General features: G+C 66.4%; 24 protein-coding genes. 22 read left to right on the forward strand and 2 right to left on the reverse strand.

The features are described from left to right. Window positions 1–136 precede the first annotated feature (136 nt). Together MKD38_RS17155 and MKD38_RS17160 are read right to left on the reverse strand one after the other, a co-directional pair. On the reverse strand, window positions 137–1,117 hold the full coding sequence (locus MKD38_RS17155) for an HpcH/HpaI aldolase/citrate lyase family protein (protein ID WP_115710206.1): 981 nt from the start codon (window positions 1,115–1,117) through the stop codon (window positions 137–139). Between the two features lie 128 nt (window positions 1,118–1,245). After that, window positions 1,246–2,229, reverse strand: coding sequence for a malate dehydrogenase (locus MKD38_RS17160; RefSeq protein ID WP_252678520.1), 984 nt, complete (start codon window positions 2,227–2,229; stop codon window positions 1,246–1,248). Between the two features lie 411 nt (window positions 2,230–2,640). Here MKD38_RS17160 and MKD38_RS17165 point away from each other — a divergent pair, with 411 nt between their 5' ends. The 22 genes from MKD38_RS17165 to MKD38_RS17265 all read left to right on the forward strand — a co-directional run bounded on the left by MKD38_RS17165 (window position 2,641) and on the right by MKD38_RS17265 (window position 26,284). Continuing rightward, on the forward strand, window positions 2,641–3,543 hold the full coding sequence (locus MKD38_RS17165; RefSeq protein WP_115703986.1) for a GntR family transcriptional regulator: 903 nt from the start codon (window positions 2,641–2,643) through the stop codon (window positions 3,541–3,543). Window positions 3,544–3,822: 279 nt separating this feature from the next. Further along, a complete protein-coding gene (gene sdhC, locus MKD38_RS17170) occupies window positions 3,823–4,233 on the forward strand; it encodes a succinate dehydrogenase, cytochrome b556 subunit (RefSeq protein WP_252678522.1) in 411 nt (136 codons plus the stop codon). Between the two features lie 11 nt (window positions 4,234–4,244). Continuing rightward, window positions 4,245–4,610, forward strand: a complete 366-nt coding sequence (gene sdhD, locus MKD38_RS17175; RefSeq protein WP_252678524.1) for a succinate dehydrogenase, hydrophobic membrane anchor protein — start codon at window positions 4,245–4,247, stop codon at window positions 4,608–4,610. 3 nt (window positions 4,611–4,613) lie between these two features. Next, window positions 4,614–6,392, forward strand: a complete 1,779-nt coding sequence (gene sdhA / locus MKD38_RS17180) for a succinate dehydrogenase flavoprotein subunit (RefSeq protein ID WP_111517512.1) — start codon at window positions 4,614–4,616, stop codon at window positions 6,390–6,392. A 34-nt stretch (window positions 6,393–6,426) separates the two neighbouring features. Continuing rightward, window positions 6,427–7,128 carry a succinate dehydrogenase iron-sulfur subunit gene (locus MKD38_RS17185; RefSeq protein WP_011298473.1) on the forward strand — a complete coding sequence of 234 codons (702 nt, stop codon included), beginning with the start codon at window positions 6,427–6,429 and terminating at the stop codon, window positions 7,126–7,128. A 78-nt stretch (window positions 7,129–7,206) separates the two neighbouring features. Next, the gene (locus tag MKD38_RS17190; RefSeq protein WP_012353370.1) at window positions 7,207–7,494 is read left to right on the forward strand and encodes an FAD assembly factor SdhE; all 288 of its coding nucleotides are present in this window, start codon (window positions 7,207–7,209) and stop codon (window positions 7,492–7,494) included. A gap of 43 nt (window positions 7,495–7,537) precedes the next feature. Then, window positions 7,538–8,839, forward strand: coding sequence for a citrate synthase (gene gltA, locus MKD38_RS17195; protein ID WP_115703985.1), 1,302 nt, complete (start codon window positions 7,538–7,540; stop codon window positions 8,837–8,839). Between the two features lie 536 nt (window positions 8,840–9,375). Then, a complete protein-coding gene (locus MKD38_RS17200; protein ID WP_252678526.1) occupies window positions 9,376–10,491 on the forward strand; it encodes a branched-chain amino acid ABC transporter substrate-binding protein in 1,116 nt (371 codons plus the stop codon). Between the two features lie 85 nt (window positions 10,492–10,576). After that, on the forward strand, window positions 10,577–11,503 hold the full coding sequence (gene livH, locus MKD38_RS17205) for a high-affinity branched-chain amino acid ABC transporter permease LivH (protein WP_012353367.1): 927 nt from the start codon (window positions 10,577–10,579) through the stop codon (window positions 11,501–11,503). A 36-nt stretch (window positions 11,504–11,539) separates the two neighbouring features. Further along, entirely contained in the window at window positions 11,540–12,802 is a 1,263-nt protein-coding gene (locus tag MKD38_RS17210) for a high-affinity branched-chain amino acid ABC transporter permease LivM (RefSeq protein WP_252678743.1), read from the forward strand. Between the two features lie 23 nt (window positions 12,803–12,825). Beyond that, a complete protein-coding gene (gene livG / locus MKD38_RS17215; protein ID WP_252678745.1) occupies window positions 12,826–13,599 on the forward strand; it encodes a high-affinity branched-chain amino acid ABC transporter ATP-binding protein LivG in 774 nt (257 codons plus the stop codon). Beyond that, entirely contained in the window at window positions 13,599–14,300 is a 702-nt protein-coding gene (locus tag MKD38_RS17220; protein WP_252678528.1) for an ABC transporter ATP-binding protein, read from the forward strand. The genes livG and MKD38_RS17220 overlap by 1 nt, the downstream gene beginning before the upstream one ends. A gap of 335 nt (window positions 14,301–14,635) precedes the next feature. Next, window positions 14,636–16,045, forward strand: coding sequence for a 3-isopropylmalate dehydratase large subunit (gene leuC, locus MKD38_RS17225; protein WP_252678530.1), 1,410 nt, complete (start codon window positions 14,636–14,638; stop codon window positions 16,043–16,045). A 19-nt stretch (window positions 16,046–16,064) separates the two neighbouring features. After that, entirely contained in the window at window positions 16,065–16,715 is a 651-nt protein-coding gene (leuD, locus tag MKD38_RS17230; protein ID WP_252678531.1) for a 3-isopropylmalate dehydratase small subunit, read from the forward strand. Window positions 16,716–16,737: 22 nt separating this feature from the next. Further along, the gene (leuB, locus tag MKD38_RS17235) at window positions 16,738–17,805 is read left to right on the forward strand and encodes a 3-isopropylmalate dehydrogenase (protein ID WP_252678532.1); all 1,068 of its coding nucleotides are present in this window, start codon (window positions 16,738–16,740) and stop codon (window positions 17,803–17,805) included. Between the two features lie 111 nt (window positions 17,806–17,916). Beyond that, the gene (locus MKD38_RS31030) at window positions 17,917–18,048 is read left to right on the forward strand and encodes a hypothetical protein (protein WP_012353360.1); all 132 of its coding nucleotides are present in this window, start codon (window positions 17,917–17,919) and stop codon (window positions 18,046–18,048) included. Between the two features lie 90 nt (window positions 18,049–18,138). Next, window positions 18,139–19,275, forward strand: a complete 1,137-nt coding sequence (asd, locus tag MKD38_RS17240; RefSeq protein ID WP_252678533.1) for an aspartate-semialdehyde dehydrogenase — start codon at window positions 18,139–18,141, stop codon at window positions 19,273–19,275. Window positions 19,276–19,561: 286 nt separating this feature from the next. Then, window positions 19,562–22,396 carry a motility hub landmark protein FimV gene (locus tag MKD38_RS17245; protein ID WP_252678534.1) on the forward strand — a complete coding sequence of 945 codons (2,835 nt, stop codon included), beginning with the start codon at window positions 19,562–19,564 and terminating at the stop codon, window positions 22,394–22,396. Between the two features lie 115 nt (window positions 22,397–22,511). Next, on the forward strand, window positions 22,512–23,330 hold the full coding sequence (gene truA, locus MKD38_RS17250) for a tRNA pseudouridine(38-40) synthase TruA (protein WP_252678748.1): 819 nt from the start codon (window positions 22,512–22,514) through the stop codon (window positions 23,328–23,330). Next, entirely contained in the window at window positions 23,317–24,039 is a 723-nt protein-coding gene (locus MKD38_RS17255) for a phosphoribosylanthranilate isomerase (RefSeq protein ID WP_115710196.1), read from the forward strand. The genes truA and MKD38_RS17255 overlap by 14 nt, the downstream gene beginning before the upstream one ends. Before the next feature lie 122 nt (window positions 24,040–24,161). After that, window positions 24,162–25,355: a tryptophan synthase subunit beta gene (gene trpB, locus MKD38_RS17260; protein WP_252678535.1), complete on the forward strand. Its 1,194-nt coding sequence runs from the start codon at window positions 24,162–24,164 to the stop codon at window positions 25,353–25,355. After that, window positions 25,355–26,284 carry a DNA-methyltransferase gene (locus tag MKD38_RS17265; RefSeq protein ID WP_252678537.1) on the forward strand — a complete coding sequence of 310 codons (930 nt, stop codon included), beginning with the start codon at window positions 25,355–25,357 and terminating at the stop codon, window positions 26,282–26,284. Before trpB ends, MKD38_RS17265 begins: the two co-directional genes overlap by 1 nt. Window position 26,285: the final 1 nt, after the last annotated feature.

Here is a 26,285-nt window from a genome sequence, read left to right on the forward strand (position 1 = left end):
CCCGCGGCGCGGCCGGCACGCTGGCCCCGGTGTCGGGTGCGGGGTCGAGCGTGGGGTCGGTCGCGGCAAGTTTCGAGGCAGGCATCCGTGTCTCCTTGGGCACTGCGGATGATGATGGAATGGGTGGGGGCCGGCTTCAGCCGAAGAACAGCGCTTCCACGTTGGCCGGCAGCGGCGTGCCGGTGGCCTGGGCGCGCTGCAGCAGCGACCAGTAATAGCGGTAGCTGGCGCGGTCGTGCAGTTGCCCTTCATGGCGGATCGGGGCCCAGTTGTTCTCGTGCGCCGACAGCAGGATCTGGCTGGCCGCGCCGATCTCTTCCGCGCCGGGGCGGAACGCCGCCACGATCGGGGCGATCTGGCCCGGATGGATGCTCCACTTGCGCAGGTAGCCGAATTCGCAGCGCGCGCGCAGCGCGTCGTCGCCGGCGCGTTGCGGCGCCTGCACGTCGGTGCTGACGTTGTGCGACGGCACCTTGCCGTGGCGGTGGCAGGCGGCCGAGATTTCCAGCATGGCGCGGCGCACCAGCGGGTGCTCGAACTGCTGCGGCGAGCGCATGGCCTCGCCGGGGATCGCGCCATGGTGGGCCGAGACAAAGTCCATCAGGCCGAAGCTCAAGCATTCCACCTGCACCAGCGCGGCGATATCGAAGGCCTGCTCCAGCGCCGCATGGGTTTCGATCAGCACATGGATCGGGATATGGCGGGCAATGCCGGCGCTGCGCGCCACCTGGTTGACATGGTCGGTCACGCGCGCGACCTCGACCACGTCGGTGACCTTGGGCACCACCACATAGGCCAGCCGCGCCCCGGCGGCGCGCACCAGCACGTCGACGTCCTGGCGCCAGCTGGGGTGAGCCGGGTCATGGATGCGCACGCCCACGCGGTTGTGGGCATTGAGCGGGCCATTGACCAGCTGCGCGCACAGTTCGGCGTGCTCACGCTCATGGCCGACGGCGGCGCCGTCCTCGCAGTCGAAGGTGATGTCGAAGACGGGGCCAAGCTCTTGTTGCAGGGCCAGCGACTTGCGCATCAGCTTTTCGCTGCCCGCGTAATGGTCACACACCGGCAACTGGACCGGGATGGCTTCGCCCTGGAACAAGACCTCGGAAGGATGCACGTGGATTCAGAAAGTTGAAGTTGGCGAACAGGGCAGGGCCGCACGGCCGCTGCCTATGAAAAAACCGGGGTCCGCGCCGATTCTGGAATCGTTGCGGAACCCCGGTCTTTCGTCGAGCGTTGGGAAGATCAGCCCAGCAGATGCTGCACGCCGGCCTTTTCTTCTTCCAGTTCCTTCAGGGTGATGTTGATCTTTTCCTGGCTGTAGGCGTCGATCTCCAGACCCTTGACGATTTCGTACTTGCCGTTGGCGCAGGTCACCGGGTAACCGAACATGGTGTCGGCCGGGATGCCGTATTCGCCGTTCGACGGGATGCCCATGGTGACGACCTTGCCATTGGTGCCGAGCACCCAGTCATGCACGTGGTCGATGGCGGCGTTGGCAGCCGAAGCGGCCGACGACAGGCCACGGGCCTCGATAATGGCGGCGCCGCGCTTGCCGACGGTCGGCAGGAACACGTCGTTGTTCCAGACCGGGTCATTGATCATGTCCTTGACGCTCTTGCCGTCGACGGTGGCGTAACGGTAGTCGGCGTACATGGTCGGGCTGTGGTTGCCCCACACGAACATCTTCTCGATCGACGACACCGGCTTGCCGGTCTTGGCGGCGACCTGCGACAGCGCACGGTTGTGGTCCAGGCGCAGCATCGCGGTGAAGTTCTCGCGCGGCAGGTTCGGGGCCGACTTCATGGCGATGTAGGCGTTGGTGTTGGCCGGGTTGCCGACCACCAGCACCTTGACATTGCGGCTGGCGACTTCGTCCAGCGCCTTGCCCTGCACCGTGAAGATCTGGGCGTTGGCTTCGAGCAGGTCCTTGCGCTCCATGCCCTTGCTGCGCGGACGGGCGCCCACCAGCAGGGCCACGTCGGCGTCCTTGAAGGCAACCTTCGGGTCATCGGTGATGACCACGCCGGCCAGCAGCGGGAACGCGCAGTCTTCCAGTTCCATCACCACGCCCTTGACGGCTTGCTGGGCTTGCGGCAGGTCGAGCAGTTGGAGGATGACCGGCTGGTCTTTGCCCAGCATGTCGCCGTTGGCGATGCGGAACAGCAGGGAGTAGCCGATCTGGCCAGCGGCGCCGGTCACTGCGACGCGCATTGGGGCTTTAGCCATGAGTAAATCTCCAAACGATAGAAGGGGGGATGCCGGTCGGTGGCGCGCCGGCGCCATGCAGAGGCGCGCGGTGTGTCACCGGGTGCTGGTTGTCGCCACAGCGGGGAGCGGCCGTCCGCCGGAGCCACGTGGCGGGGCCGGTGGGGGAGAGCCACAACGGGTCATGGTGATGCAACAAAGCGTTAGTCTACTGCTAAGCGAGGCGCCATTTCCAGACCGTGCCGCCGCGGGCGCGGTACATTTCCGCCTGGGGCAGCGGCTGGCGGGCCTGGAGGCGGGCGTTCGCGGGCGTGGACCAGCGCGAGTGTAGGCCCGGCCTCTGCATCCTGTCAATTCATATGTCTTATATAAGACATAAGACAATTAACGTAAGGCTGGACGTTACGCGCCCTTTTGTGGTGAAATCGCGCTATGTCCTCCCTGCCTACGTCCCTGACCGGCGCAGCCACACCCGGCGCGCAGGAATCTGGCGCCGCCACGCCTGGCGCCGGGACGCAGCCGCTTTCGCCGCCGGCGCCCGCGCCGGCCGCCGCGCCGCAGGCCGCCCCGCCAACTGGTGCCGCTTCTGGTCCCGCTCCTGGTCTGCAGTCAGTGCCATCGCCCACGTTCAGCCCGCTTTACCAGCAGATCAAGGCGCTGATCACGCGCAGCCTGCAATCCGGCGAATGGAAGCCGGGCGAGATGATTCCCAGCGAAATGGAGCTGGCATCGCGCTACAAGGTCAGCCAGGGCACGGTGCGCAAGGCCATCGACGAACTCGCCGCCGAGAACCTGGTGGCGCGCCGCCAGGGCAAGGGCACCTTCGTGACCACGCACCATGAAGACGTGGTCAAGTTCCGTTTCCTGCGCCTGGTCCCGGACGAGGGCGAACCCCATTATGGCGCCAGCCGCGTGCTCGAATGCAAGCGCCTGCGCGCCCCCGCCGAAATCGCGCGGCTGCTCGATATCCGCACCGGCGACAGCGTGGTGCAGATCCGCCGCGTGCTGACTTTCTCCGGCGAGTCGACCGTGCTGGATGAAATCTGGCTGCTCGGCGCCAACTTCAAGGGCCTGACCGCGGAAAAGCTGACCGAGTGGAAAGGGCCCATGTATGCATTGTTCGAGGCCGAATTCGGTACGCGCATGATCCGCGCCTCGGAAAAGATCCGCGCCGTGCCCGCCGACGAGACCGCCGCCGAGCTGCTGTCCGTGCCGGTGGGCGCGCCGCTGCTGTCGGTCGAGCGCGTGTCCTACACCTATGGCGACCGCCCCGTGGAAGTGCGCCGTGGGCTCTACGTCACCACCCGGCACTATTACCAGAACGACCTGAGCTGAAATGGCGGCGTCGCGCCAGCGGTGCGCGCCCCGATCATTGTGGGCCTGGCCATGGTTAATACCGGCGGTTGCGCGACGCGCTGGTTGGCGCGTAGCGTGACGCGCCGGATGTGCGAAGTGTGCGATTGTCGGGCGGCGCTTGTCGGGCCGTGATAGCAGAAAATTATTGGTGCAGCGCGCAACAAAGGCGCTAAAATCTCATGGATTTGCCCTAATGCATCCCGCTGCATGCAGGCAATGGCAGTTTCGTTTCTTTGTTTACCGCTAATGGGGTCTCGCATGGCTGAAGCCGTCAAACAAGCCAGGCCGGAGTTCCGGAATATCGGTATTTCGCAGATCGCGAAATACCGGTTGCCCTGGGCCGGCAAGGTATCCATCCTGCATCGCGTGAGCGGTGCACTGATGTTCCTCCTCCTTCCCTTCGTCCTGTATCTGTTTGAGCAGAGCATCACCTCCGAACTGAGCTTCGCAAAGTTCTCGGCCCTTCTGTCCGGCAGCTTTGTCAAGCTGGTTGTGCTGGCCCTGATCTGGGGTTATCTGCATCACTTCTGCGCCGGGATCCGCTTCCTGCTGCTGGATGTGCACGTTGGTGTCTCCAAGCCCGCCTCGGCCAAGTCTGCCGTCAGCGTGCTGGTTGTCAGCCTGCTGCTTACCCTGATTTTCGGCCTGAAGCTGTTCGGCCTGTTCTGAGGAGAATCAAGGTGGCAAATAACAATATCGGTCCCAAGCGTCTTGTCGTCGGTGCGCACTACGGTCTGAAAGACTGGCTGGCGCAGCGCGTCACCGCCGTGGTCATGGTGGTCTTCACCGTGATCCTGGCCATTGCCTTCCTGCTGTCGAACGGCGCTTCGTATGAAGCGTGGGCAGGTCTCTTCGCCAACCAGTGGATGAAGATCATCACGTTCCTGACCATCCTGTCGCTGCTGTATCACGCCTGGATCGGCGTGCGCGATATCTGGATGGACTATGTGCGTCCGATGGCGGTTCGCCTCGTGCTGCAAGTTCTTACGATTCTGTGGCTCGTCGGTTGCGCGGGCTACGCTGCTCAGATTCTCTGGAGGGTGTAATAAATGGTCGCAGTCAAGACTGGATTGCCGCGTCGCCGCTTTGACGTGGTCATCGTCGGTGCTGGCGGCGCCGGGATGCGCGCATCCCTCCAGCTCGCGGAAGCCGGCCTGAACGTGGCCGTGCTGTCCAAGGTGTTCCCGACCCGCTCGCACACCGTGGCGGCGCAGGGCGGCATCGGTGCCTCGCTGGGCAACATGAGCGAGGACAATTGGCACTATCACTTCTACGACACCATCAAGGGCTCGGACTGGCTGGGTGACCAGGACGCCATCGAGTTCATGTGCCGTGAAGCGCCGAAGGTCGTGTACGAGCTCGAACACTTCGGCATGCCGTTCGACCGCAACCCCGACGGCACCATCTACCAGCGTCCGTTCGGCGGCCACACCGCCAACTACGGTGAAAAGCCCGTGCAGCGCGCCTGCGCCGCGGCCGACCGTACCGGCCACGCGCTGCTGCACACGCTGTACCAGCGCAATGTGCGCGCCAAGACCCACTTCTTCGTCGAATGGATGGCGCTGGACCTGATCCGCGACCAGGACGGCGACGTGCTGGGCGTGACCGCGCTGGAAATGGAAACCGGCGAGGTCTACATCCTCGAGGCCAAGACCACGCTGTTCGCCACCGGCGGTGCCGGCCGCATCTACGCCGCTTCCACCAACGCCTTCATCAACACCGGTGACGGCCTGGGCATGGCCGCGCGCGCAGGCGTGCCGCTGGAAGACATGGAGTTCTGGCAGTTCCACCCGACCGGCGTGGCCGGCGCGGGCGTGCTGATCACCGAAGGCGTGCGCGGCGAGGGCGGTATCCTGCGCAACAAGGACGGCGAGCGCTTCATGGAGCGCTATGCCCCGACGCTGAAGGACCTGGCGCCGCGCGACTTCGTCTCGCGCTCGATGGACCAGGAAATCAAGGAAGGCCGCGGCTGCGGCCCGAACGGCGACTACGTGCTGCTCGACCTGACCCACGTCGGCGCCGAGACCATCATGAAGCGCCTGCCGTCGATCCGCGAGATCGGCCTGAAGTTCGCCAACGTCGACGCGATCAAGGAACCGATCCCGGTGGTCCCGACCATCCACTACCAGATGGGCGGCATCCCGACCAACTACCACGGCCAGGTCGTGGTACCGAAGAACGGCAACCCGAACGAAGTGCTCAACGGCTTCTACGCGATCGGCGAATGCTCGTGCGTGTCGGTGCACGGCGCCAACCGCCTCGGCACCAACTCGCTGCTCGACCTGGTGGTGTTCGGCCGCGCCGCCGGCAACCACATCATCGCGCAGAACCTGAAGCAGAAAGAGCACAAGCCGCTGCCGGCCGATGCCGCCGACCTGGCGCTTTCGCGCCTGGCCAAGCTGCAGGCTTCGTCGTCGGGCGAGTACACGCAGGACGTCGCCAACGACATCCGCAAGAACATGCAGTCGCATGCCGGCGTGTTCCGTACCCAGAAGCTGATGGACGAAGGCGTCGAGCGCATCCTGGAAGTGACCGAGCGTGCCGCCAACATCCACCTGAAGGACAAGTCCAAGGTCTTCAACACCGCGCTGGTGGAAGCCCTGGAAGTGGCCAACCTGGTGGAAGTGGCCAAGGCCACCATGATCTCGGCCGCGGCGCGCAAGGAATCGCGCGGTGCCCACGCGCACAGCGACTTCCCCAATCGCGACGACCAGAACTGGCTCAAGCACACGCTGTTCTACAGCGAAGGCAACCGCCTCGACTACAAGCCGGTGAAGATGGAACCGCTGACGGTGGAAAGCGTGCCGCCGAAGGCCCGTACGTTCTGAGCACCGCATCGTAGAGACAACAGGACCCACAGAAATGAAGCGTATTTTCGAAGTCTACCGCTACGATCCGGACAAGGATGCGGCGCCGCGCATGCAGACCTACGAGGTCGAGCTGGACGGTCACGAGCGCATGCTGCTGGACGCGCTGGTGAAGCTGAAGAAGCTGGACGAGACCATCTCGTTCCGCCGTTCGTGCCGCGAAGGCGTGTGCGGCTCGGACGCGATGAACATCAACGGCAAGAACGGGCTGGCCTGCCTGACCAACATGCGCGAGCTGCCGGACCGCATCGTGCTGCGTCCGCTGCCCGGCCTGCCGGTGGTGCGCGACCTGATCGTCGACATGACGAACTTCTTCAAGCAGTACAACTCGATCAAGCCGTTCCTGATCAACGACGAGCCGCCGCCCGAGAAAGAGCGCCTGCAGTCGCCGGAAGAGCGTGACGAGCTGGACGGCCTGTACGAGTGCATTCTCTGCGCCAGCTGCTCGACCTCGTGCCCGTCGTTCTGGTGGAACCCGGACAAGTTCGTCGGCCCCGCCGGCCTGCTGCAGGCTTACCGCTTTATCGCGGACAGCCGCGACCAGGCCACCAGCGAGCGCCTGGACAACCTGAACGACCCCTACCGCCTGTTCCGCTGCCACAGCATCATGAACTGCGTCGACGTGTGCCCGAAGGGTCTGAACCCGACCAAGGCCATCGGCAAGATCAAGGAGCTGATGGTCCGCCGCGCGGTGTGATCCCGCGGCTGTCTAAGTAGTAAGCGGCGCGTCAGCCAGAGCGGCTATATCTGGCGGGCGCGCCGAAAGTAGGAAGCCATGACTGAGAGTCCTGCCACCACCTTCTCCCATCAGGCCGATCCGCACAAGCGCGCCCGGTTGCGCTGGCGTGCCCGCCGCGGCCTGCTGGAGAACGACATCATCGTCGAACGTTTCTTCAACCGTTACGAGGAGAGCCTGTCCGACGAGGATGTGGCTGCGCTGAGCCAGCTGTTCGAGCTCAGCGACAACGAGTTGATGGACCTGCTCCTTGCGCGCAAGGAGCTGGACGGTGAGCTCGACACGCCCCCGATGCAGCGAGTCATTGCCCTGCTGCGTACGGTCTGAGTTTTGGTCAACATTATTATTCACAGCATTTGAAGGATCCGACATGACGCCGTCCGATGTGAAAGCCACGCTATCGTTCTCCGATGGTTCCCCCAGCGTTGAGCTGCCGATCTACAAGGGTACGGTTGGCCCGGACGTGATCGACATTCGCAAGCTGTACGGACAAACCGGTAAGTTCACCTACGACCCCGGTTTCATGTCGACGGCTTCGTGCAATTCCAAGATCACCTATATCGACGGCGACAAGGGCGAGCTGCTGTACCGCGGCTACCCGATCGAGCAGCTGGCGCAGAAGTGCGACCACCTCGAGACCAGCTACCTGCTGCTGAAGGGCGAGCTGCCCAACGCCAAGCAGAAGGAAGAATTCGTCGGCCATGTGATGAACCACACCATGGTCCACGAGCAGCTGCAGTTCTTCATGCGCGGCTTCCGCCGCGATGCCCACCCGATGGCCGTGCTGACCGGCCTGGTGGGTGCCATGAGCGCGTTCTACCACGACGCCATGGACATCGACGATCCGCACCAGCGCGAGATCTCGGCCATCCGCCTGATCGCAAAGATGCCGACCATGGTCGCGATGGCGTACAAGTACAACATCGGCCAGCCGTACATCTATCCGCAGAACGACCTGTCCTACTCGGGCAACTTCCTGCGCATGCTGTTCGCCACGCCGTGCGCCCCGTACACCGTGAACCCGGTGCTGGAGCGTGCGCTGGACCGCATCTTCATCCTGCACGCCGACCACGAGCAGAACGCATCGACCTCGACCGTGCGCCTGGCCGGCTCGTCGGGCACCAACCCGTTCGCCGCCATCGCCGCCGGCGTGGCCTGCCTGTGGGGCCCGGCCCACGGCGGCGCCAACGAAGCCGCGCTGAAGATGCTGGAAGAAATCGGCAGCGTCGACAACATTGGCGAGTTCATCAAGCAGGTCAAGGACAAGAACTCGGGCGTGCGCCTGATGGGCTTTGGCCACCGCGTGTACAAGAACTACGATCCGCGCGCCAAGCTGATGCGCGAAACCTGCCATGAAGTGCTGAACGAACTGGGCCTGCACAACGACCCGCTGTTCAAGCTGGCCATGGAGCTGGAAAAGATCGCGCTGGAAGACGAGTACTTCGTCAGCCGCAAGCTGTACCCGAACGTGGACTTCTACTCGGGCATCGTGCAGCGCGCGCTGGGCATCCCGACCTCGCTGTTCACCTGCATCTTCGCGCTGGCCCGCACCCCGGGCTGGATCTCGCAGTGGGAAGAGATGATCACCGATCCGGAATACAAGATCGGCCGTCCGCGCCAGCTGTTCGTCGGCGCCGCCACCCGCGACGTGCCGGACGTGGCCAAGCGCTAAGCTCGGCCCGCCGCTGCGCAGCGCAGCAAATCCAGACGCCCCGGCCCCGCCGGGGCGTTTGTCTTTGTGGCGCGGGCGCGGTTGTGCACTGCGGCGGCGGAAAGGGCAGGAAATTGCACCTTGAATGGTCAGAAGCGCAATTTGTGGAGGATTGTGTCGCGTTTTCCCAAATCCGTTCCGCATATATTGTGCGATAGTCGCGTGCGGCAGGAAATTTGACCCTATAATGCGGGCTGCTTTGCCGACGGCAGCCGGGCCACCCTTCCGGCGTGCGGTGCGGCAAGCGGGGCAGGCGAATCGCTTGCGCAATAGAGAACGCATCAAACGTTGTCTTTCCGAACCTTGGTCCCCATACCTCAGCGGGACTGACACTTGCCGGGCCCCGCATACGCTGTCTCTTCCTTGCAGGCCCGACTTCCGCGTCTCGGGTGGCGCTGGTCGCCAATCCCGATCCCAGTCGTCCGCGGGTGTTGTTCGATTGCGCAGGTCATACCGTTTCTGCCCGGATGACCCAAACATAAATCGAGGAGCTCCTGATGACGCTGTCCCGTCTTTCCACCATTTCGCTGGCTGCCATGCTGGCTACCTTTGGCGCCGCCGCCAACGCCGAAACCGTGAAGATCGCCATTGCCGGCCCGATGAGCGGCTCGGTGGCGCAGTATGGCGACATGGTCAAGGCCGGTGCGCTGACCGCCGTTGAACAGATCAACGCTGCCGGCGGCGCCGGTGGCAACAAGTTCGAGGTGGTGCTGATGGACGACGCCTGCGAGCCGAAGCAGGCCGTGGCGGTGGCCAACAAGATCGTCAGCCAGAACATCAAGTACGTGATCGGCCACGTGTGCTCGGGCTCGACCATTCCGGCCTCGGACATCTACGAGAACGAAGGCATCGTGATGGTCACGCCGTCGGCCACCGCGCCGCAGCTGACCGAGACCAAGAAGCGCAGCTTCATCTTCCGCACCATCGGCCGCGACGACCAGCAGGGCCCGGCCGCCGCCCAGTACATCATCGGCAAGGTCAAGCCGAAGAAGGTCGCGGTGCTGCACGACAAGCAGTCTTACGGCCAGGGCATCGCCAGCTCGGTGAAGAAGGACCTGGAAGCCGCCAAGATCCCGGTGGCGGTGTTCGAAGGCATCAACGCCGGCGACTCGGACTACTCGGCGGTGATCACCAAGCTCAAGTCGCAGGGCGTGGACTTCGTCTACTTCGGCGGCTACCACCCGGAAATGGGCCTGCTGCTGCGCCAGGCGCGCGAGCAGGGCGTGAAGGCCGCCTTCATGGGCCCCGAGGGCGTGGGCAACAAGGACGTGACCGCGATCGCCGGCCCGTCGTCGGAAGGCATGCTGGTGACGCTGCCGGCCGACTTCTCGGCCGATCCGGCCAACGCCGGCCTGGTCAAGGCCTTTGCCGACAAGAAGCGTGACGCCAACGGTCCGTTCCAGATGCCGGCCTATGCCGCCGTCAAGATCATTGGCGATGCCATCGCCGGTGCCAAGAGCACCGATCCCACCAAGGTCGCGGCGTACATGCACAAGAACGCCTTCACCACGCCGATCGGCAAGGTCGAGTACGACGCCAAGGGCGATCTGAAGTCCTTCAAGTTCGTGGTCTACACCTGGCACAAGGACGCCAGCAAGACCGCCGCGAACTAAGCAGGCGCTCCCTCCCGCACACGCCCCGCCCGTACCCCGGGCGGGGCGTTCTGGTATCGGGCTTCAAGTTCCTGAGGCTTCCCCAATGAATGAATTCCTTCCACAGTTCACCCAGCAGCTGGTCAACGGCCTGACGCTGGGTGCGATCTATGCGCTGATCGCCATCGGCTACACAATGGTCTACGGCATCATCGGCATGATCAATTTCGCGCACGGCGAGATTTACATGATCGGTGCCTATGTCGGGCTGGTCACGCTCACCGCCATCGGTGCCCAGGCAGGCTACCCCCTGCCGCTGGTGCTCGGCGCCGCCCTGCTGGTGTCGGTGATGGTCACCGGCGTCTACGGCTATGCGGTCGAGCGGGTGGCATACCGCCCCTTGCGCGGCGGGCCGCGGCTGGTGCCGCTGATCTCGGCCATCGGCATGTCGATCTTCCTGCAGAACTATGTCCAGATCGGGCAGGGCGCACGCGATGTCTCGGTGCCGGTGCTGATCTCGGGCGCCATCGAGTTCCAGATGGGCGGCGACTTCACCGTGACGGTGCCGTACTCGCGCCTGCTGATCGTCGGCGTGACGCTGGCGCTGATGGTGGCGCTGACGCTGTTTATCGGCCGCTCGCGCATGGGCCGCGCCTGCCGCGCCTGCGCCGAGGACATGCGCATGGCCAACCTGCTCGGCATCGACACCAACAAGGTGATCTCGTTCACCTTCGTGCTGGGCGCGATGCTGGCGGCGGTGGGTGGCGTGCTGATCGGGCTGACCATCGGCAAGCTCAATCCCTTCATCGGCTTCATTGCCGGCATCAAGGCCTTTACCGCGGCGGTGCTGGGCGGCATCGGCAGCATCCCGGGCGCGATGCTCGGCGGCGTGCTGCTGGGCCTGGCGGAAACCTTCGCCTCGGGCTACATGCCGGCCGAATACAAGGACGTGGTCGCCTTCAGCCTGCTGGTGCTGGTGCTGCTGTTCCGTCCGACCGGGCTGCTGGGCAAGCCCGATGTCGAAAAGGTCTGAGGGGAGGGTGTGACCATGACCAACAATGTTTCCGCAATGCCTGCGGCAAAGGCCGCGGCGCGCGGCGCCACGCCGGGCCAGTCGCTCAAGAACGCGATCACGGCGGCGGTGATGACCGCCATCCTGACCATCCCCATCCTCGGCCTGCAGCTCAAGCTGGAAGGCTACCAGGTGGTGCTGGAACCGCACTGGCGGCCGGTGTGGCTGGCCGTGGCGGCGGTGTTCCTGTTCCAGTTGTTCAAGCCGATGCTGTCGCGCGCGGGCAGCGCGGTGCGCCTGCCGGCGCTGCCGCAGCTGGGCGCGCAGCGGCAGCGCGTGGCGGTGTGGGTGCTGCTGGCGGTGGGGCTGGTGTGGCCGTTCTTCGGCTCGCGCGGAGCGGTCGACGTGGCCACGCTGGCGTTGATCTACGTGATCCTGGGCCTTGGGCTGAATATCGTGGTGGGCTATGCCGGCCTGCTCGATCTGGGCTATGTCGGCTTCTATGCCGTGGGCGGCTATACCTACGCGCTGCTGAACCAGTACTTCGGCCTGAGCTTCTGGGAATGCCTGCCGATCGCGGCGGCGATGTCGGCGGGCTTCGGCTTCCTGCTCGGCTTTCCGGTGCTGCGCCTGCGCGGCGACTACCTGGCGATCGTCACGCTCGGCTTCGGCGAGATCATCCGCCTGCTGCTGAACAACCTGACCAGCCTGACCGGCGGCCCGGACGGCGTCTCGGGCATTCCCAAGCCCAGCGTGTTCGGCATCGAGATGGCGCGCAGCGCCAGCGTCGAGGGCACGCGCACCTTCCACGAGCTGATCGGCCTCGATTACGCCAGCCAGCACATGGTGATCTTCCTCTACCTGATCGCGCTGCTGCTGGTCGGCATCACGCTGTTCGTGACCAGCCGCCTGATCCGCATGCCGATGGGCCGCGCCTGGGAGGCGCTGCGCGAGGATGAGATCGCCTGCCGCTCGCTCGGCCTGAACCCGACCCGCATCAAGCTGTCGGCGTTCACGCTGGGGGCGTCGTTCGCCGGCCTGGGCGGCGCGTTCTTCGCCGCGCGCCAGGGCCTGGTCAATCCGGAATCGTTCACCTTCATCGAATCGGCGCTGGTGCTGGCCGTGGTGGTGCTGGGCGGCATGGGCTCGCAGCTGGGCGTGATCCTGGCGGCAATCCTGCTGACCGCGCTGCCCGAAGTGGCGCGCGGCTTTGCCGAATATCGCATGCTGATCTTCGGCCTGGTGATGGTGCTGATGATGATGTGGCGTCCGCAGGGCCTGCTGCCCGCGAGCCGCCCGCACGTGGAGCTGCCCCGATGAATGCGCCAATGATGAATGCGCCGATCAATACAACGGCAGAACTGCTCAGGGTGTCGGGCCTGCAGATGCGCTTCGGCGGCCTGCTGGCCGTCGACGGCATCGATTTCGATGTGCGCAAGGACGAGGTCTTCGCCATCATCGGCCCGAACGGCGCCGGCAAGACCACGGTGTTCAACTGCGTCGGCGGCTTCTACAAGCCGACCGCGGGCGACGTCACGCTCGACGGCCACGCCATCGCCGGCCTGCCCAGCCACATGGTGGCGCGCAAGGGCCTGGTGCGCACCTTCCAGAACATCCGCCTGTTCAAGAACCTGACCGTGGTCGAGAACCTGATGGTGGCGCAGCACCTGCAGGTGCAGTCCGGCATCCTGCGCGGGCTGTTCGCGACCCCGGCCTACCGCCGCGCCGAGCGCGAGGCGCTGCAGCGCGCCGCGCAGTGGCTGGAGCGCATGGGCCTGACCAGCGTCGCCAACCGCGAGGCCGGCACGCTTTCCTATGGCCACCAGCGCCGGCTCGAGATCGCGCGCTGCATGATCACCCAGCCGCGCCTGCTGATGCTGGACGAGCCCGCCGCCGGCCTGAACCCCCAGGAAAAGCTCGAGCTGTCGCAGCTCATCGACCAGTTGCGCAAGGAGTTCGGCATTGCCGTACTGCTGATCGAGCACGACATGAGCCTGGTGATGGGCGTGTCCGACCGCATCCTGGTGATGGAGCACGGCAAGCCCATCGTGATCGGCAAGCCGGAAGAAGTGCGCAACGACCCGCGCGTGATCAAGGCCTACCTGGGAGAGGACTGATGCTGAAGCTGGAACGGGTCCATACCCACTACGGCGCCGTCGAGGCGCTGTCGGGCGTATCGATCGAAGTCAACAAGGGGGAGATCGTCACCCTGATCGGCAGCAACGGCGCCGGCAAGACGACGCTGATGATGACCGTGTGCGGCACCCCGCGCGCCTCGAGCGGGCGCGTGCTGTTCGAAGGGCAGGACATCACCCATCGCTCGACCCACGAGATCATGCGCCTGGGCATGGCGATCTCGCCCGAGGGCCGGCGCGTGTTCCCGAGCCTGACGGTGCTGGAAAACCTGAAGATGGGCGCGTTCTTCGCCAGGCGCGACGAGATCGAGGCGGGCATCGAGCATGTGTTCAAGCTGTTCCCGCGCCTGAACCAGCGCGCCGGCCAGCGCGCCGGCACCATGTCGGGTGGCGAGCAGCAGATGCTGGCGATCGGCCGCGCGCTGATGAGCCGGCCGCGCCTGCTGCTGCTGGACGAGCCCACGCTCGGCCTGGCGCCGCTGATCATCGCCCAGATCTTCGACATCATCCGCACCATTCGTGACGAAGGCGTCACCGTGTTCCTGGTCGAGCAGAACGCCAACAAGGCGCTGCAGGTGGCGGACCGGGGCTATGTGCTGGAGACCGGCAAGGTGGTGCTGGCCGATAGCGGCGCCAACCTGCTCGCCAACGACCGGATCAAGGCCGCCTACCTCGGCGGCTGACGCCGGCCGGCCGCCGCGCCTGCCGCGGCGGCCGCTCCTTTCCGCCATCCGCCTTTTCGCCATCCGCGAAATCCCCCTTTCGCCAATCACATTACATTGCCACCCCGACCCGGCCCGGCCCCGGGGCCGGACCGGTGGCATAATCGATTGCCAAGTCAAGCATTGCCGCAACGCTTGAAATAACGCCCGCTTCAGGCGGCTTCCGGCGCGATTATCATCATCATCGTGGTCCGGCTCGTCACCGCGACCGAAGCGGATAAAACCCCTGCAAACTACGCGCGGTCACCGCGGACCTCTCCTGCCAGGGAGTCGGTCTTCCGGCCCGCCATCGCATCATGGCCAAGACGCTCTACGACAAACTCTGGGATGACCACACCGTCCACGTCGAGGAAGACGGCACCACGCTGCTCTATATCGACCGCCACCTGCTGCATGAAGTGACCAGCCCGCAGGCGTTCGAGGGCCTGAAGCTGGCAGAGCGTCCGGTGTGGCGCATCAGCGCCAACCTGGCGGTGTCGGACCACAACGTGCCGACCACGGATCGCAGCCAGGGCATTGCCGATCCGGTGTCGAAGCTGCAGGTCGATACGCTCGATGCCAACTGCGACAGCTATGGCATTACCCAATTCAAGATGAACGACCACCGCCAGGGCATCGTGCACGTGATCGGGCCGGAACAGGGCGCGACGCTGCCGGGCATGACCGTGGTGTGCGGCGACTCGCATACCAGTACCCACGGCGCCTTCGGCGCGCTGGCGCACGGCATCGGCACCTCGGAAGTCGAACACGTGCTGGCCACGCAGACGCTGCTGGGCAAAAAGGCAAAGAACATGCTGGTCAAGGTGGAAGGCAAGCTGCCGCGCGGCTGCACCGCCAAGGACATCGTGCTGGCCATCATCGGCAAGATCGGCACCGCCGGCGGCACCGGCTACACCATCGAGTTCGCCGGCTCGGCCATCCGCGACCTGACTATGGAAGGCCGCATGACGGTCTGCAACATGGCGATCGAGGCCGGCGCGCGCGCCGGCCTGGTGGCGGTGGACGATGTCACGCTCGAATACGTCAAGGGCCGCCCGTACGCGCCGCAGGGCGTGGAGTGGGAGCAGGCGGTGGCCTACTGGCGCACGCTGCATTCGGATGCCGGTGCGAAGTTCGACCAGGTGGTCGAGCTGCGCGCGGAAGAGGTGCGTCCGCAGGTGACCTGGGGCACCTCGCCGGAAATGGTGATCAGCATCGAAGACCGCGTGCCGGACCCGGACAAGGAAAAGGACCCGAACAAGCGCAACGCGATGGAGCGCGCGCTCGAATACATGGGCCTGCAGCCCAACGTTCCGGTCGAGAGCATCAGCATCGACAAGGTCTTCATCGGTTCCTGCACCAATAGCCGCATCGAAGACATGCGCGCCGCCGCCTGGGTGGTGCAGAAGCTGGGCCGCAAGATTGCATCGAACGTAAAGCTGGCGATGGTGGTGCCGGGCTCCGGCCTGGTCAAGGAGCAGGCCGAGCGCGAAGGCCTGGACCAGATCTTCAAGGCCGCCGGCTTCGAGTGGCGCGAGCCGGGCTGTTCGATGTGCCTGGCGATGAATGCCGACCGCCTCGATGCCGGCGAGCGCTGCGCCTCGACCTCGAACCGCAACTTCGAAGGCCGCCAGGGCGCGGGCGGGCGCACCCACCTGGTGAGCCCGGCGATGGCCGCCGCGGCTGCCATCGAAGGCCACTTCGTCGATATCCGCAAGCTGGGCTGAACAAGCAAGGACAGAGCACATGGAAAAGTTCACCGTACACAGCGGCCTGGTCGCGCCGCTCGACCGCGAGAACGTCGATACCGACGCTATCATTCCGAAGCAGTTCCTGAAGTCGATCCAGCGCACCGGCTTCGGCCCCAACCTGTTCGACGAGTGGCGCTACAAGGATGTGGGCGAGCCCGGGATGGACAACAGCAAGCGTCCGCTGAACCCGGACTTCGTGCTGAACCAGCCGCGCTACCAGGGCGCGTCGATCCTGCTGGCGCGCCGCAATTTCGGCTGCGGCAGCTCGCGCGAGCACGCGCCGTGGGCGCTGACGCAATACGGCTTCCGCGCCGTGATCGCGCCCAGCTTCGCCGATATCTTCTTCAACAACTGCTACAAGAACGGCCTGCTGCCGGTGGTGCTGAGCGAGCAGCAGGTCGAACACCTGTTCAACGAGACCAACGCGTTCAACGGCTACCAGCTCACCATCGACCTGGACCAGCAGGTGGTGCTGACGCCGTCGGGGCAGGGCTACGAATTCGACATCGCCCCGTTCCGCAAGTACTGCATGCTGAACGGCTTCGACGATATCGGCCTGACCCTGCGGCATGCCGACAAGATCAAGGCCTATGAGGCCGAGCGCGTGGCGAAGATGCCGTGGCTGAACAACCGCCTGGTCGGATAAGGCTCTACGAGGAAAGACAACAATGAAGATCGCAGTCCTGCCGGGTGACGGCATCGGTCCCGAAATCGTTGCAGAGGCCGTCAAGGTCCTGAACGCGCTCGACGAGAAGTTCGAACTGGAAACCGCGCCCGTGGGCGGCGCCGGCTACGAGGCCGAAGGCCATCCGCTGCCGGAGAATACGCTCAAGCTGGCCAAGGAGGCCGACGCCATCCTGTTCGGCGCCGTCGGCGACTGGAAGTACGACAGCCTGGAACGCGCGCTGCGCCCCGAGCAGGCCATCCTGGGCCTGCGCAAGCACCTGCAGCTGTTCGCCAACTTCCGCCCGGCGATCTGCTATCCGGAACTGACCGGTGCCTCGAGCCTGAAGCCCGAGCTGGTGGCCGGCCTCGACATCCTGATCGTGCGCGAGCTCAACGGCGACATCTACTTCGGCCAGCCGCGCGGCCTGCGCGAAGCGCCGGACGGCCTGTTCCAGGGGGCGCGCGAAGCCTTCGACACCATGCGCTACAGCGAGCCGGAAATCCGCCGCATCGCGCACGTGGCGTTCCAGGCCGCGGCCAAGCGCGGCAAGAAACTGTGCAGCGTCGACAAGGCCAACGTGCTCGAGACCTTCCAGTTCTGGAAGGACATCGTCATCGATGTCAGCAAGGAGTATCCGGAGGTCGAGCTGTCGCACATGTACGTCGACAACGCGGCGATGCAGCTGGTCAAGGCGCCCAAGAGCTTCGACGTGATCGTCACTGGCAATATGTTCGGCGACATCCTGTCGGACGAGGCGGCGATGCTGACCGGTTCGATCGGCATGCTGCCGTCGGCGTCGCTCGATGCCAACAACAAGGGCCTGTACGAGCCCTCGCACGGCTCGGCGCCGGACATCGCCGGCAAGGGCGTGGCCAATCCGCTGGCCACCATCCTGTCGGCGGCGATGATGCTGCGCTACTCGCTGAACAAGGCCGAGCAGGCCGACCGCATCGAGAACGCCGTCAAGAAGGTGCTGGCGCAGGGCTACCGCACCGGCGACATCCTGACGCCGGGCTGCAAGCAGGTGGGCACCCGCGAGATGGGCGAGGCCGTGCTGGCGGCACTGTAAGGCACACGCAAGCCACACGCAAAAGGGGCACCGCCATCGCGGTGCCCTGCGTTTTATTTGTCCCCAATTTGCACGCTGCGGCAGCGCCGCAAAATCGTGTAGACTCTGCCGATGGCCCGATTTTCCCAGTCCACCCTGACTGCTGTTGTCGCCCTGACCGCTACCCGCGGCCCGGTTGGCACGATTTCGCTCGGCCAGACCGCAACGACGATTAAAACCATTATTAAAACCGCGATCGCCTAGATCCGTTCGTCGTGCCTGCCCGTCTTCCCCGCGCAGCCACGCCGGGCGAGGAAAATGGCGGGGAAGTAAAAATCACATCCGAGGTAAATCATGATTGTAGGTCTCGTCGGTTGGCGGGGAATGGTCGGCAGCGTCCTGATGCAGCGCATGCAGGAAGAGCGTGATTTCGACCATATCGAGCCCGTCTTCTTCAGCACGTCCAACGCCGGCGGCAAGGCGCCCGCCATGGCCAAGAACGAAACCACGCTCAAGGATGCCAACGACATCGAGGCACTGAAGAAGTGCGACGTGGTGCTGACCGCCCAGGGCGGCGACTACACCAACGAGGTTTTCCCCAAGCTGCGCGCGGCGGGCTGGAAGGGCTACTGGATCGACGCGGCGTCGTCGCTGCGGATGAAGGACGATGCCATCATCGTGCTCGATCCGGTCAACCAGGGCGTGATCAAGGACGCGCTGTCCAAGGGCGTCAAGAATTTCATCGGCGGCAACTGCACCGTCAGCTGCATGCTGATTGGCCTCGGCGGCCTGTTCCAGGCCGACATGGTCGAATGGATGACCTCGATGACCTACCAGGCCGCTTCGGGCGGTGGCGCCCAGCACATGCGCGAACTGCTGACCCAGTTCGGCACGCTGAATGCGTCGGTCAGGCCGCTGCTGGACAACCCGGCGTCGGCCATCCTGGAGATCGACCGCCAGATCCTGGCGACCCAGCACGGCCTGTCGGCGGAAGAGACCAAGCAGTTCGGCGTGCCGCTGGCCGGCAACCTGATCCCCTGGATCGACAAGGACCTGGGCAACGGCCAGTCCAAGGAAGAGTGGAAGGGCGGGGCCGAGACCAACAAGATCCTGGGCCGCGGCGAGGGCTTCCTGGGCGCGACCGGCGCCACGCCGATCGCCGTCGACGGCCTGTGCGTGCGCATCGGCGCGATGCGCTGCCACTCGCAGGCGCTGACCATCAAGCTGCGCAAGGATGTGCCGCTGGACGAGATCGAAGGCATGCTCGCCGCGCACAACCCGTGGGCCAAGGTGGTGCCGAATACGCGCGAAGCCAGCATGACCGGCCTGACCCCCGCGGCCGTGACCGGCACGCTGACGATCCCGGTCGGCCGCCTGCGCAAGATGCAGATGGGCGGCGAGTACTTGTCGGCCTTCACGGTCGGCGACCAGCTGCTGTGGGGCGCGGCCGAGCCGCTGCGCCGCATGCTGCGTATCCTGATCGAGTCCTGATCGCAGGCCGCCGCCTGAGGCCTGGTTGCGCCCGTTGCAGCCAGGCAACAGATTGCAGCGCTTTGCTTACGACGCCGCGCCCATGCGCGGCGTTGTTGTATCCGGACGCCTATTTTCCTGGGCGATGCGTCACAATACGCCGGCATGCGCCCCGCGCCCGCAGGGACGGGTGCCTGCGCGCAGGCTGGCAAAGGGGCCGTTCAGAATGCCCCGCCGGCCGGGCGGACCTGGTTTATGGGGTCGGTTTGTCGATTCATATCGCTACTAAAACATAACGGAGCACAAGGTGAGTGTGAGCCAACATCGCCGGAAAGATGCGCCTACTGCCCGTCAGCGCTGGTCAACGCTGGCCGTCACGGCACTGGGCCTGCTGCTTGCGCAGCCGGCCGCGTATGCCGCGGGGTTCGGGCAATTGCGGGTTCAGTCGAATCTGGGGCAGCCGCTGCAGGCCGAGATCGACATCAGCGGGGTCACCGCCGAGGAGGCCGCGGGGCTCAGCGTCAAGCTGGCGCCGCCGGGCGCCTATGCCGCGGCCGGGTTGACCTATCTGCCAAGCGTCGGCAACCTGCGCCTGGAACTGGAGCGCCGCGCCAACGGCAGCTACGTGGCACGGGTCCGTTCCAGCCAGCCGATCAGCGAGCCCTTCGTCGATATCCTGGTCGACATGAGCTGGGCCAGCGGCAAGGTCTCGCGCGCCTACACCTTCCTGCTCGACCCCGCCGGGGCCAGGGCTTCCAGCCAGACTTTCTCGCCGGCACCGGTGGTGCAGGCCGCCACGCCCGACGCACCGGCCGCGTCGGCACCTGCCGCCGCGCCACCAGCGCCGGCGCAGCAGGCCGCCCCCAGCGCCGAGGCCGAGCCGGCCCGGCCGGCCGCACCGGCCCGTCCCGCACGACAGAGCGCCAGGCGCGCCGCGACGCCGGCCGCCGGCACCGACATGGCCCCCGGTGGCGGCTACACCGTGCAGCGCGGCGACACGCTCTATGGCATTGCCGGCGAGGCCGTGCAGGGCCAGGAATCGGTCTCGCTGGACCAGATGCTGGTGGCGCTCTACCGCAATAATCCCAACGCCTTTATCGGCGGCAACATGAACCGCCTGCGCAGCGGCGCGGTGCTGCAGGTGCCGACCCAGCAGCAGGCACAGGCGGTCACGCCCAGGGCGGCGCGCCGCGAAGTGGTGGCGCGCACGCAGGGCTTCGACGCCTACCGCAGCCGGCTGGCCACCGCCGCCGCGGCCAAATCGGTCGAGCCCGACAGCGGCCGCCAGCAGTCCGGCAACGTGACCGCGCGCGTGCAGGAACAGGCGGCACCGACCGACGGCCCCCGCGATGAGCTGAAGCTGAGCAAGGCCGCGCGTGGCGCGCAGGCCGACGCCGCGGCCAAGGCTGAAGCCGAGGTCGCGCGCGAGCGCCAGTTGAAGGAAGCCGAGGCGCGCCTGGCCCAGCTGCAAAAGAATGTCGGCGACATGCAGAAGCTGCTCGAGCTGAAGAACGCCGAGATCGCCAAGCTCAGCCAGGCCAACCAATCCGCGCTGGCCGACAAGGAAAAGGCCGACGCCGCCGCCAGGGCGGCAGCCGCCGCGCCCGCCGTAGTGCCGGCCGAGCCGCCCAAGGCCGACGCCGTGGCGGCCACCGCCGCGGCCGCAGCCACCGCTGCCGCGATCGCGAATGCGGCGAGCGCGCCTGCCGCGCCTGCTGCCGGCGCCAGTGCCGCGGCCGCCGTGGCACCCGCGGCAGCCTCCGCCGTGGCCGCGGCCCCCGCCTCGCAGCCTGCCGCCGAGGTGGCAGCCAACGCGACACAGGGCGCCGCATCGACGCCTGCGGCCAAGCCTGTGCCGCCGGTGGCCGCGCAGCCCGAGCCGGTGCCCGAGCCGTCGTTCCTCGATGGCCTGCTGGCCAACCCCATGCTGCTGCCGGGCGGTGGCCTGGTGGTGGCGCTGCTGGGCGTGTACGCGATTTATCGCCGCCGCCAGAAGCAGAAGGAGGGCGAGGCCACCGGCTTCGGCGACAGCATCCTGTCGCAGGAGAGCACGGTCATGGCCGGCGCCAACTCGCTGTTCGGCACCGCCGGCGGCCAGAGCGTCGACACCTCGCAGCACAGCGTGTTCGGCGCCGACTTCCGCATCGGCAACAACACCCCGGAAGCCAACGAGGTCGACCCGATCGCCGAGGCCGAGGTCTATATCGCCTACGGGCGCGATGTGCAGGCAGAGGAAATCCTGCGCGAAGCCCTGGAGAAACACCCGGAGCAGCAGCCGGTACGGCTCAAGCTCCTGGAGATTTACAGCAACAGACAGGATGTGGAAGGGTTCCGCGTGATTGCAGAGGAAATGTTCGCCCAGACCGGCGGACACGGAGCGGAATGGCTGAAGGCCGCGGACATGGGGCGCGCGCTGGAGCCCGGCAACGCACTGTTCATGGTGGTGACGCCGGAGGCGGCGGGCCCCGATACGGCATCGCCGGCAACCGACCAGTGGCGCACGCAGGATCCGTCGCAGAATCCCGCCTCGATCGCGCGCCTGGAGCCGTCGCTGGGCGACCTGTCGCTGCCGCTGGATGCCTTCCCGGCACCGGCCGCCGGCGACCCGATCGTCGCGCCGGCCTCGGCAGCGATGGTGTTCGGCGCCGAGACGCCGCAGCCGGGTGAGGCGGTGCGCCTCGACATGGGCCTGCCGGGCGCCGATCCGCTCGCCGATGACGACGTGCCGACGCTCGACACGCCGACCCGCGGCCGCCCGCTGGAGTTCGACATGTCCGGGCTGTCGCTGGACCTGGGCAGCGCGCCGCAAGGCAAGGCCGCGGCCCCCGCCGCGCTCGACGAGGCCTCGGTGCCGCTTCCCGCCACCACCATGCTGCGTGACGGCAAGCTGGCCGAGCCGATCGACCTGTCGCGGGTGGCACCGGACACCGCCGGCGGCCTGGGCCAGAGCGTGTCGCCGAGCACGCTGTCGACCGACGGCATGGACGGCGGGCGCGACATGCAGATCAAGCTCGACCTGGCGCGCGCCTATATCGAGATCGGCGACAAGGAGGGCGCGCGCGAGCTGCTGCAGGAGGTGGTCGAGCAGTCGCAGGACCCGCTGCAGGCCGAGGCCCGCTCGCTACTGCTGGAAGTGGCCTGAGCTATCATTGGCGGTCCGAAGCGATGCGCCGGAAGCGCCCCTTCCGGCGCATTTGCTTTTTCTGCGCACATAGCCGGCGCGCATGGCTGCGCGCCGCCATGCCTTTTCCCCTGACATGAACCGCATCGCCCTTGGCCTGCACTACGACGGCGCCGCCTTTTCCGGGTGGCAGTCGCAGCCGCACCGCAATACCGTCCAGGACCACCTCGAAGACGCCATCGAGCGCTTTGCCGGCGTGCGTCTGCCGACCACGGTGGCGGGGCGCACCGATACCGGCGTGCACGCGCTGGGCCAGGTGATCCACCTGGATACCGAGCTGGCGCGCGAACCCTTTTCCTGGGTGCGCGGCGTCAATGCCTTCCTGCCGCCGTCGATCGCGCTGCAGTGGGCGCTGCCGGTCGATGATGGCTTCCATGCCCGCTTCCTGGCGTACGAGCGCATGTATTACTACGCGCTCTACACGGGTCCGCACCGGGTGCCGCTGGTGCATGGCCGCGCCGGCTACCAGATGCTGCCGCCCGGGCAACGGCTCGACGTGGACGCCATGCGCGAGGCCGCGGCGCACTTGATCGGCGAGCACGATTTTTCCGCGTTCCGCGCCGCCGAATGCCAGGCCAAGTCGCCGGTCAAGACCATGTATGACGTGACCATCCGCGATGACGGCAACTGGGTGTTCCTGCGCTTCCGCGCCAGCGCCTTCCTGCACCACATGGTGCGCAACCTGATGGGCTGCCTGGTGGCGGTGGGGCGCGGGCGCTACCCGCCGCAGTGGCTGGCGCAGGTGCTGGCCGGGCGCGACCGCAAGCTGGCGGCGCCAACCTTCATGCCGGATGGCCTCTACCTGGTCGGGGTCAAGTATCCTGATGCTTACCCGATCCCCGCGGCCGACCCGTCCGCGAGCCTGTTCCATGGAGTGTTCGATGACGCAGCCTGAGGGCAGTGCGGCGCACCTGCCGCAGCGCACCCGCATCAAGATCTGCGGCCTGACCCGCGAGGACGACGTGCGCGCCGCCGTCGATGCCGGCGCGGACGCGATCGGGCTGGTGTTCTACCCGAACAGCCCGCGCTACGTCGACGTGGCGCAGGCCGCGGCGCTGGCCGAGGCCGCCGGGCCGTTCGTCACGGTGACGGGCCTGTTCGTCAATGCCGACCTTGAAGACATCGCCCACGTCGCCGAGCGTGTGCCGCTGACGCTGCTGCAGCTGCACGGCGACGAAACCCCGCAGTTCTGCACCCAGGCCGCCCAGCGCTGCGCGTTGCCGTTCCTGCGCGCCGCCCGTGTCCGCGCGGGCCTCGATTTGGTAGAATTCGCCGACCAATACCGTGATGCCGCTGCCTTGCTGCTCGATGCCTTCGTCGAAGGCTATGGCGGTGGCGGGCACGTCTTCGACTGGACCCTGATTCCTCCGGCATGGCTTCCGCCCAATCCCCCGGTTATGGCAACCGGCAACCCGAACGCAAGCGGCGCTCCTCGCATCGTTTTGAGTGGTGGGTTGAACGCGCAAAACGTCGCTGGCGCGATTGAGCGCGTGCGCCCCTACGCCGTCGATGTCAGCAGCGGGGTAGAGGCCGCCAAGGGCGTGAAGGACCACGCCCGCATTGCCGAATTCGTGCGCGCTGTCCGCAGCGCCGAGGCCGGATGAGCCGGAGCGAAGACCGCTCCCTTGCCCACCCCGTGTCCCGCCGCTTCCAGGCGGATCGCGCACCCAGTCAACCACGCGCCCTTGCCGGCTGAGGCAAGGCCGCTGTTCCGAAGAGCCTAGACATGTACGACCTGCCCGATTCCCGCGGCCATTTCGGCCCCTATGGCGGCACCTTCGTGTCCGAAACGCTGGTGCACGCGCTCGATGAGCTGCGCGACGCCTATGCGCACTACCAGAAGGACCCCGAGTTCGACGCCGAATTCCGCCGCGAGCTGAAGCACTTCGTCGGCCGCCCGTCGCCGATCTACCACGCGCAGCGCTGGAGCGAGACGCTCGGCGGCGCGCAGATCTACTTCAAGCGCGAGGACCTGAACCACACCGGTGCGCACAAGATCAACAACGTCATCGGCCAGGCGCTGCTGGCCCGGCGCATGGGCAAGCCGCGCGTGATCGCCGAGACCGGGGCAGGGCAGCACGGCGTGGCCACCGCCACCATCGCCGCGCGCTTCGGCATGGAGTGCGTGGTCTACATGGGGGCCGAGGACGTCAAGCGCCAGGCCGCCAACGTCTACCGCATGAAGCTGCTGGGCGCGACCGTGGTGCCGGTGGAAAGCGGCTCGCGCACGCTCAAGGACGCGCTCAACGAAGCCATGCGCGACTGGGTCACCAACGTCGAGAACACCTTCTACATCATCGGCACCGTGGCCGGCCCGCACCCGTACCCGATGATGGTGCGCGACTTCCAGTGCGTGATCGGCGAGGAAGCCAAGGTGCAGATGCCCGAAATGACCGGGCGCCAGCCGGATGCGGTGATCGCCTGCGTCGGCGGCGGCTCCAATGCCATGGGCATCTTCTACCCGTACCTCGAGCACAACGATGTGCAGTTGATCGGCGTCGAAGCCGCCGGCGACGGGCTCGACACCGGCCGCCACGCGGCCTCGCTGACCGGCGGCACGCCGGGCGTGCTGCATGGCAACCGCACCTACCTGCTGCAGGACGACAACGGCCAGATCATCGAGACCCATTCGGTGTCGGCCGGGCTGGACTATCCGGGCGTTGGCCCCGAGCATGCCTGGCTCAAGGACAGCGGCCGGGCGCAATACGTGCCGGTCACCGACGAGGAGGCGCTCAAGGCCTTCCACGACTGCTGCCGCATCGAGGGCATCATCCCCGCGCTGGAATCGAGCCACGCCATCGCCTATGCCTGCAAGCTGGCGCCGACGCTGCCCAAGGACAAGCTCTTGCTGGTGAACCTGTCCGGCCGCGGCGACAAGGACATGCACACCGTGGCCGAGCGCGCGGGGCTCAAGCTCTGATGCGCGCGCTGCCTCCGACCGGACTTGCCGTGGGCGGCGCCGGCGCGCCGGATGCTGCCGGCGCGCCCGACTCCGCCCCGCTGCGGCTGTTCCAGGAAGACATGTTCGAGGGCATTGCGCGCCTGCCGGACGGCTCGGTCGACCTGATCGTCGCCGATCCGCCGTACGGGCTGGGCAAGGACTACGGCAACGATTCCGACCTGCTGTCGGGCCAGGCCTACCTGGACTGGTCCGAGCGCTGGATGGACGCGGTGGTGCCCAAGCTCGCGCCCAGGGGCACGCTCTACCTGTTCTGCACCTGGCAGTACTCGCCGGAGCTATTCGTGATGCTGAAGCGGCGCCTGACCATGATCAACGAGATCATCTGGGACCGCCGCGTGCCCAGTATGGGCGGCACCACGCGCAAGTTCTCGTCGGTGCACGACAACATCGGCTTCTTTGCCAGGGCGCGCGACTACTACTTCGATCTCGACCCGGTGCGCATCCCGTACGACCCCGAGACCAAGAAGGCGCGTAGCCGGCCGCGCTTCGAGGGCAAGAAGTGGCTGGAGGTGGGCTACAACCCGAAGGACCTGTGGAGCGTCTCGCGCATCCATCGCCAGGACCCCGAGCGCGCCAACCATCCGACGCAGAAGCCGCTGGAGATCGTCGAGCGCATGGTGCTGTCGAGCTGCCCGCCGGGCGGCCTGGTGCTGGATCCGTTCGCCGGCAGCGGCACCACCGCGGTGGCCTGCCTGCGCCATGGCCGGCGCTTTGTCGGCTACGAGATCAATCCCGAGTACGTGCAGGTGGCGTGCGGGCGCGTGGCCGCCGCAGCAGAGGCCATGCCCGCGATCGAGCCCGATGGTGCCCCAAGCCTCGCCACCCCAACCCTGGCCGCCGCCAACGACGATGTCTCGCCGGCGCCGCGGCCTCACCTGATTCCCTGAT

It is taken from the genome of Cupriavidus sp. WGlv3, assembly GCF_023952475.1.
GTDB classification, from domain to species: domain Bacteria; phylum Pseudomonadota; class Gammaproteobacteria; order Burkholderiales; family Burkholderiaceae; genus Cupriavidus; species Cupriavidus phytorum.